Source organism: Pantoea sp. SIMBA_079 (genome assembly GCF_046940275.1).
In the GTDB taxonomy this organism is placed as follows: Bacteria; Pseudomonadota; Gammaproteobacteria; order Enterobacterales; family Enterobacteriaceae; genus Pantoea; species Pantoea borealis.
On sequence record NZ_JAWRYR010000674.1, the window covers coordinates 1 to 250 of the forward strand.

General features: G+C 68.4%; 1 pseudogene. It reads right to left on the reverse strand.

Features of this window, described 5'->3' with window-relative positions:
• A pseudogene (locus SB719_RS21655) lies at window positions 1-250 on the reverse strand (hypothetical protein); the annotation flags it as partial.

The window sequence follows — 250 nt, forward strand, 5'->3', positions numbered from 1 at the left end:
CGCGAAGGTGGTCCATGCCGGCGGCAGGCGCGGGGCGGGGGCGTCGGTCCAGTCGGCAATCCAGAGCGGGTATTGCGCGAACTGCGGATCGTGCAGGTAGGTGCTGCCCATGCTCCAGTTGGTGTAGAGCAGCGGCATGCAGCCCAGGCGGTGCCGTGCGCGCTCGAGCGCGGTCAGTACGATTCGCGCAACGTCCTGTGTGTCGTGGGGCGGGCCGTGCGGGGTGAAGCTGAGTTCCTCGAAGTCGATG